The organism is Halopenitus sp. H-Gu1, from assembly GCF_041821145.1.
GTDB lineage: Archaea > Halobacteriota > Halobacteria > Halobacteriales > Haloferacaceae > Halopenitus.
Genome location: NZ_JBGUBC010000016.1, coordinates 56,334 through 63,511, shown reverse-complemented (window position 1 = coordinate 63,511; position 7,178 = coordinate 56,334). Strand labels below are relative to the sequence as shown.

8 protein-coding genes are annotated in these 7,178 nt (G+C 60.3%); 7 read left to right on the top strand and 1 reads right to left on the bottom strand.

Going from position 1 to position 7,178, the window contains the following annotated elements; all coding sequences use genetic code 11:
• Positions 1–191: 191 nt before the first annotated feature.
• From ACERIT_RS12010 to ACERIT_RS11995, 4 genes are all read left to right on the top strand, one after another.
• Complete coding sequence (locus ACERIT_RS12010; RefSeq protein WP_373675097.1) at positions 192–392, top strand: SHOCT domain-containing protein; 201 nt, start codon at positions 192–194, stop codon at positions 390–392.
• Positions 393–507: 115 nt separating this feature from the next.
• Entirely contained in the window at positions 508–804 is a 297-nt protein-coding gene (locus tag ACERIT_RS12005) for an ArsR/SmtB family transcription factor (RefSeq protein ID WP_373675096.1), read from the top strand.
• 121 nt (positions 805–925) lie between these two features.
• Positions 926–1,213 (top strand): hypothetical protein, encoded by a 288-nt coding sequence (locus ACERIT_RS12000; RefSeq protein WP_373675095.1) that lies wholly within the window; start codon positions 926–928, stop codon positions 1,211–1,213.
• Positions 1,214–1,645: 432 nt separating this feature from the next.
• Entirely contained in the window at positions 1,646–3,331 is a 1,686-nt protein-coding gene (locus ACERIT_RS11995; protein WP_373675094.1) for a DASS family sodium-coupled anion symporter, read from the top strand.
• A gap of 13 nt (positions 3,332–3,344) precedes the next feature.
• Here ACERIT_RS11995 and ACERIT_RS11990 read toward each other — a convergent pair whose 3' ends face one another.
• Complete coding sequence (locus tag ACERIT_RS11990; protein ID WP_373675093.1) at positions 3,345–4,088, bottom strand: SagB/ThcOx family dehydrogenase; 744 nt, start codon at positions 4,086–4,088, stop codon at positions 3,345–3,347.
• Between the two features lie 123 nt (positions 4,089–4,211).
• Here ACERIT_RS11990 and ACERIT_RS11985 point away from each other — a divergent pair, with 123 nt between their 5' ends.
• The 3 genes from ACERIT_RS11985 (at position 4,212) to ACERIT_RS11975 (ending at position 7,119) form a co-directional block, all read left to right on the top strand.
• Positions 4,212–5,228 carry a BtrH N-terminal domain-containing protein gene (locus tag ACERIT_RS11985; protein WP_373675092.1) on the top strand — a complete coding sequence of 339 codons (1,017 nt, stop codon included), beginning with the start codon at positions 4,212–4,214 and terminating at the stop codon, positions 5,226–5,228.
• Positions 5,229–5,406: 178 nt separating this feature from the next.
• Positions 5,407–6,174 carry a DUF2267 domain-containing protein gene (locus ACERIT_RS11980; protein ID WP_373675091.1) on the top strand — a complete coding sequence of 256 codons (768 nt, stop codon included), beginning with the start codon at positions 5,407–5,409 and terminating at the stop codon, positions 6,172–6,174.
• A gap of 165 nt (positions 6,175–6,339) precedes the next feature.
• Positions 6,340–7,119 (top strand): high-potential iron-sulfur protein, encoded by a 780-nt coding sequence (locus tag ACERIT_RS11975; protein WP_373675090.1) that lies wholly within the window; start codon positions 6,340–6,342, stop codon positions 7,117–7,119.
• The last annotated feature ends 59 nt before the right edge of the window (positions 7,120–7,178 follow it).

Below are 7,178 nucleotides of genomic sequence, written 5' to 3'. Positions count from 1 at the left end.
GTCACACAGGTAGCCGGGTGCATTGTGAATGAATTTGGGTCGAACCCGGTGCTATTGCGGTGATAATTCGGAAAAACTACATTTTACGTGCCGCTCTACGTGAAATCGCAATGGCACTGAACACAGGACTTGCGTCCGTCGTCCCGTTAACAACAGGCAGCCATCAAGCTGGAGCCATGGGAGGCCCGGTCATGTTCGCACCGTTCGGATTCCTCCTGGTGCTCCTGCTGGTGGGGGCTCTCGGATATCTCGTATTCAGATCAACCCGGAGCGGAACCGAGTCCTCGAAAACGGGGACCGATCAGGCACTTGAGACGCTTCGCCGGCGGTATGCGAACGGTGAGATCGACGACGAGGAGTTCCAGACGCGGAAGGAACGACTCATGCGGTAACGTTTCATCCCCGTTTCAAATAGGTAGCGAGTGGCCGCCGGCCATCTGAACCCGTGAGAATACGGCATGACATGACTATTTATACAGACGTTGTGTACGCTGCACACAGTGACCGATGCGCAAGGTGTTATGGTGGTTGATCGGCGGGAGTCGTGGAGGGCGTAATCGCGTCCGAATCATTCGCGCGTTGAACGACAAACCGATGAACGCGAACCAACTGGCAACCTCGCTCGACCTCGATTACAAAACCATCAGACACCACCTTGCCAAACTCGAGGAAAACGACATCGTGACGTCGATGGGAGACGAGTACGGCAAGACGTACTTTCTAACCGAACGGATGGAAGGGAACCTCGATATCCTTGACGAGATCGCAGCACAAGCCGACTTCGAGGAGGACGACGATGCATAACGAGACAGGGCTACTCAAAACGGGAGCTGTCGTTGGAATCGCAGTGATAATCAGCGGTGTGATTTCTCTAAGTACTGGCTTATCGAATTTGGGGCTCCCCACACATGGAGCTCCCGTCGGCATGGAAACCGTCATTCGAATCAAACTGTTCGTGACGACGCTCAACGTCGTCGTGCTGTTTGCCCTGTTGTGGAACTACATCGCCGTGTACCGCGATCTGCCCAATCAGTTCACGTTCAGTCTTCTCCTGTTTACCGTCGCGCTTCTTCTGTATGCCGTCTCATCGAACCCACTGATCCCCATCGTGTTAGGATTTCGTCATGGGTCGACGTTAGGACCGTTCGTATTTCTTCCCGACGTCTTTGCCAGTATTGCGATCATCGTCCTCCTCTATCAGAGCTTCTCGTAATATCCATGCTATTTCTGTTAGATTACATATCCATCAAATCATTTTTCGATCCATCATGTCACGGAGTTAACTTTGAGTCAGTCCGTTCCCGTTACAACCATCTCGTATTGAGGTCACTCCTCCGGTCGTGGGAGCGAATTTTGAGCGTACAACAGGCTAACCAACTATTATATAACTGAATGAAACAGTATACGTCATGATCGTCGATCCCCCTGTCTCATCGATATGTTCAGGGGTGAATACCTTGGATCGTCCAATCGCGAACCCACGTTCGACTCGGACACGACGTCTCCATGACACGGCACGGAACGCTGGCCACTTGAGAGGACCAAACCGACGTTGCGGCCCTGGAATCACACGCAAACACAACGATCGGTGACACACATGACGATCGGTGATCTTCTGGACACCGTTTTGCGACGGTCCTGGCGCATGCACGCCCGAACACGAGCACTGCTCAGGATGGATCCGACCGGCGTTCGTGAACTTCGAGCCGATCCGAAACGCGACCGGGACGTCGCGACCGACGGGGGGGAAGACGACTCAACCGCCCACGATGACGATATCGATCGATCGAACGGGGAAGATGGCGACCGTGCCTCCTCGTTCGACGTCGACGACGACTACACGACCCGCCGGAAGGTTGGACTCCTGTTCGGTCCGATCGCGTTCGTCCTCGTTCTTGCCGCACCGACTCCGGCGGACCTGTCGATGGCAGGACAGACGGTCGGTGCCGTCGCAGCCTGGATGGCGATCTGGTGGGTGTGTGAGGCCGTCCCGATCCCAGTCACGGCTCTGCTTCCGTTGTTCTTATTCCCGCTCACGGGAGCCGTCGATCCGACCACCGCATCGGCACCGTACGCAAACCGGCTCGTCTTTCTGTTTCTCGGCGGATTCCTGCTTGCCGTCGCCATCGAACGATGGGGGCTCCATCGACGGATCGCCCTGTTGACGATCGCGTTGGTCGGGACGTCTCCCCGGCGGATCGTGCTCGGATTCATGGCGGCGACGGCGTTTCTGTCAATGTGGGTCTCGAATACGGCCACGGCGATGTTGATGACGCCGATCGGACTCGCAGTCGTCCACCAGACGGCCGACCTGGTTCGACAGTCGGAACTGGACGTGCCGACGGAACGCGGCGAGTTCCGGTTCGGGACGACGCTGATGCTTTCGATCGCCTACGCCGCCTCGATCGGCGGCGTCGGAACGTTGATCGGCTCGCCGCCGAACATCATCTTTGCCGGCTTCGTGGCGTCGACGTACGGGCAGGACATCTCGTTCGCACAGTGGATGGCCTACGGCGTCCCGATCGCCGTGATCGGTGTGGTCGTCTGCTGGTTCTATCTGACACGGGGTGTCCTGCAACACGACCTCGACGCGCTGCCGGACGAGACCGACGTCATCCGCGATCGACGGGAGGCGCTGGGACCAATGACGCACCCGGAAAAGCTGGTGGTGGTCGTCTTCGGTGCGGTCGCGTTCGGGTGGCTCACGCGCCGCATGCTGCTTGAACCGTACGTCCCGATGATCGATGACGCGTCGATCGCGATCCTCGGTGGGGTGCTTCTGTTCGTCATTCCCGTCCGCGATGACGACGGCGAGTTCACCTTCCTGCTCGACTGGACGACCGCCGTGACGCTTCCCTGGGGCGTGATCCTGCTTTTCGGCGGGGGACTGTCGCTGGCGGCTGCAGTCGAGGATAGCGGCCTCGGGGAATGGATCGGCAGCCAGTTGTTCGTCTTCGAGGGGATGGGGCTCTTGTGGATCGTTCTCGGGGTGTCACTGCTCGCCGTCTTCCTCACGGAGGTGACCTCGAACACCGCCATGACGGCCATGCTGGTTCCCATCCTCGGCGCGCTGGCGGTGGGGCTGTCGGTGCATCCGTATGCGTTGATGGTGGCGGCGACGACCGTCGCCTCGCTCGCGTTCATGCTCCCGGTAGCGACACCACCGAACGCCGTGGTGTTCGGGAGCGGGTACCTGACCGTGCCACAGATGGCCATCGTCGGGTTCCTGTTGAACCTCATCGGTGTGCTCCTCGTGGTGGTCTTCGTCCTCGGATGGCTTCCGATCGCCTGGGGGATCGACGTGTCAACGTCCCCAGTCTGGATCGACTGAAGACGAGTTCAACTCACGTGCGCCCACCAACGGGGAAGATGTACAGCGGTCGCTGGGACGTCGGTATTCCCAGCACGTCTCGAACGTGGTCGTCGGAGAAGGCACCGATCGAAACGGTCGCAAGACCCAGCGCTTCGGCTTGCAAGTAGAGGTTCTCGCCGGCGTGTCCGGCCTCCATCGGAACGTACCGCTTGCGTCCTCGCTCTCCGTACTTCCCTGTCGCCCGCTCGTCGACGGCACACACGACGATATCGATGGCCGCCTCCCCAATGGGCTCCTGATCGACTCCGGCCGCCCGGAGTTCCGACTGGACGGTACCGATTTTGCGACGGGTGAGTTCGTGATTTTCCGGTCGGTAGTGATAGATCCCCTTCTCGAGATCGTCCACCCCGGGTGTGCCGACGACGACGTACACCTCAAGCGGGTACAGCGCCCCCGCACTGGGTGCCGCCCGGTAGCCAGTCGTTCCTTCCGTGACGCCCTGTGCTGCCCAGAGCAACTGCCCGAGTTCCCGGCGTGACAGGGCTTCCTCCCCGTATTCGCGTCGCGATCGACGGTTCGCGATCGCTTCTTCGACCGAGACGTCGCTCTCTCCGCTCTGTGTGGGAAGCGAAACGGACTCGGCGGAGTGCTCCCGGTCACCCCCGTCAGTCCGGACGTGTCCGAATGCCCCGAACACGAGACCCAGAATCAACGGGAGGCTCGCAACCACGAGTAGCGGGAGTATCGTCCGGTGCACCGACCGTTCGGTTCTCATGCGTGAAGTGTCTATAAAGAACACTAAAAGTACCCAGTACGGTTCTCAAAGGAGAGGAAATACCGTTCTCACTTGCTGCATTTTGCCGGGGGGAATTAACTGGTTGCCGAACAGACATCCGATATGGAACTAATTGAGGGCTACACCCACCAATCCGGTGTCCACTGCGGCGCGGCCGCACTCCGGAACGTCGCACAATACTACGGCTGGAACTACAGCGAGGGGGCCTGCTTCGGGATCGGCGGCGGCCCCGCGTTCGTCCTCTATGAACACCCCGAGAAGCCATGGGTCACGTTCCGGGCCAGTTCCACGTGGCTGGAGCGGGCGTTCCTCGAACGGATCGGCGCCCCTCACTCGTTCCGAAAAGGTGACGACTTCCAAACGGCGTGGGAAAACGTGACCGGACACGTCGACGACGACGATCCGGTACTCCTGTTTCTCGATCCGGCCCCGTTGTCGTACCTCCCGGAGGAGCCGGACCACCTTCCGCATCACGTCGCCGTCCTGATCGGATACGACGACGAGACGGTCGTCCTCTCGGACGGCGCACTGGAGACTCGACAGGAGGTGTCACGCGCGACGCTGGAGGAGGCATGGACCAGCGACGGGTTCGTGCCACTGGACAACGAGTATCTCACGGTGACCCGCGCGAGAACGACGGAAGACGGGACGGACGCGGCCGCAGCCGGTCTTCGACAGGCCGCAACGTACATGATCGAGCCGCTCCATGTCAAGCGGGATGCACGTGGACCGGGCGAGGAGGGCCTCCCCGCGCTACGATCGTTCGGGGACTATCTCAGCGCGTGGGCGGACCTCCCCGATCCGGTCCGACCGGTGCGGGCCGCCCGCCGAAGCATCGACGAGCACGGTGATGGTGCGGCCTTCCGCGGGCTGTATGCGGAATCACTCGACGAACTGGGACAGCGAACCGGGCTCGCCCACGATCTGTCCGACAGGATGGCTAGCGTCGCTGAGGAGTGGCGGACAGTCGCGGAGATCCTTGGGGACATCCTGGAGGAGGACGAGCCGGATCCGGCGCACTTCGAGGAGGCCGCGAGCCTCGTCGGCGACATTGCCGAACGTGAAGAGGCGATCTTTGAATCGATCGCCGACGAACTCGGACACGTCGACGAGGAGTGAAACGCGTCCGTTGAGTGACTGCCTCCGAACGAGGAAGGATGTGCTCGTCGTTTCGCCGAGAACGTGATCCAGCCGCCGTCGCCGCATCTCGGGTGGAACGTTTCGAGGCGTGTCCGTCGATGTCAGTTCCTGGGAACGACCCGAGGGTATTCAATGATTCCGGACAAATTCTCGAATTATGAGCGAGACCGACATCGTCGAAGCCGTTTTTCAGTCGCACGACTTCACGTCCCGGGAGCAGGCCGAAGCGGTGACGCGTGCAACGCTCCGGAATCTCGGACGATGTCTCTCCGTGGGTGAGGCCCGAGATATCGCTGCGCCTTTGCCCCCGGATCTCTCGTTGGAACTCGTTGACATCAACCGGAAACGGGCGAAGCCGATGGCCTACGAGGAGTTCATCGAACAGGTGGGCGAGGAGGCGGCCCTCCCCGATCGAGCGGTCGAACAGGACGTGCAGGTAGTGATGGCGGTCCTCGCACAACGGGTCGGCGAGGAGGAACTGGAGAACGCACAGGCACAGCTTCCACCGAACTACGGGCGCATCTTCGACGTCGAACCGGCTTCGATCGGTCGCCCCTTCGTCGATTTCGTCGTCGAACGGACGGCATTCGATCCGGACGTCGACGCCGAAGCGCTGGTTCGAGCGGTCCTCGAGACGTTGGGGGTGCGACTCTCCCGCGGCGAGGCCGAAGACCTCGCGCAGTACCTCGAAGGGGAGGCCGAACAGTGGCTGATCGACGAGACGTCGTCCGATGCAGCGGATTTCTCGGCGGATGAGTTCGTTACCCGGGTCGCGAGGCAGGCAGACGTCTCCGAGGAGACGGCCCGAGAAACCATCCAGGTCGTCGGCAACGCCCTGTCCGATATCGTTCCATCCGAAGAAATCGAGAGGGCTCTTGACCAACTCCCCGCAGGGTTCGGCTCGCTGCTGGCCCTCAAGGAGTGAACGCCCGCCACAGCGTGCGGAGAGCCCGAACCGCGGGATACCGGACGGATATCTATTGACCGATTGCAAGGAGAACCCCAGATCGTTGTATAAAGTTAATGAACAATTCCAAATTCCAAGAGGAGGCTATCACGTTTTATATTGGGTAGTGTTAACTATGCGCATATGTCGGATCATAATTCGTGGCGGAACCGGGAAGTCAACTACGACATGTGGAGTCGACGAAATTACCTCGTTGCGACGGTCGGCATAGCAGCGTTGAGCGGATGTGCCGGCGACACGGGTAACGGAGATGGGACGACGGAACCCGGTGAGGAAGACGAGGCGGAACTTCCGGAGGGGGTTTCGGCGGAGGAGTTCGAAAGCGGGCCCGTGCCCGATGTGTACCTGGCGGCGACGTCGATCGGGGGCGAACAACGCGATCCCGACGAGTTACACACGAAATCCGACGTCAGTTTCTCCGAATACGAGGAAGCACGGGAGATGGAAGCACACCAACCGGGAACGTGCTGTGCGAACTGTGCCGATTACATTCGGGACAAAAACGGCGACGAATTCGGTGCTTGTGCGGAGGTCGAGGGATACATCGATGGAGAAGACTGGTGTGAGATTTACGAAGCGTTGCCCGAACCGGAAGTTCCCGAAGGGATGTCCAAAGAGGAGTTGGCAACCGCCGAGGTTCCGGAGGAGTACCGGATGGCGAGTTCACAGGCCGGTGAGGAACGCGATCCGGACGATCTCCAGAGTCAGGAGGACGTAAACCTGATGGAGTCTGTGGACGCGATCGAGGACGGGACGGCCCCACCAGGGCAGTCCTGTGGGAACTGTGCGGAGTTCATCCCCGACAAGAACGGCGACACGTGGGGAGCCTGTGCTGCAGTTGAGGGGTACGTTGCAGTCGAGGACTGGTGTACCGTTTGGGAACACGTCACCGAAGAAATTTGACTGGATGTCCATCCTCGACGGTGTAGCGAGTTCCGGCACGGTTCACCGTCGTCCGCCCC